We start from the raw sequence: 344 nt of genomic DNA on the forward strand, positions 1-344 counted from the left end.
AAATAACAGCAGGTAATAATTTTGCAGCCATTGTTATAGATGCAAAGTCAGATTCTGTTATGGAGGGTGAAGAGACTGTAATTTTAACAGGAGGTGTTATAACAACAGGTTCATTAACTGGATTTGCTTGGGATGATGCAGCCAAGGAGGCTACAGTAACTATTACTGATGTAACTGATGTGGCAAATACAGTATTAAACTTTTCTCCAACTGAAAAAGATGTTGCAGAAGGATCAAGTACTAGTATAAAAGTGAGTTTACCAGAAGGAGTTACTCTGGGTAATCCACTGATTGTAAACTATACAGTATCAGGTACAGCCACAAGTGATACGGACTATACTGCT

1 protein-coding gene is annotated in these 344 nt (G+C 37.5%); it reads left to right on the forward strand.

The features are described from left to right. A partial coding sequence (locus IUY40_RS19340) for a hypothetical protein (protein ID WP_229335723.1) occupies positions 1-344 on the forward strand: 344 nt, incomplete at both ends.

It is taken from the genome of Flavobacterium sp. ALJ2 (genome assembly GCF_015594725.1).
Taxonomy (GTDB): domain Bacteria; phylum Bacteroidota; class Bacteroidia; order Flavobacteriales; family Flavobacteriaceae; genus Flavobacterium.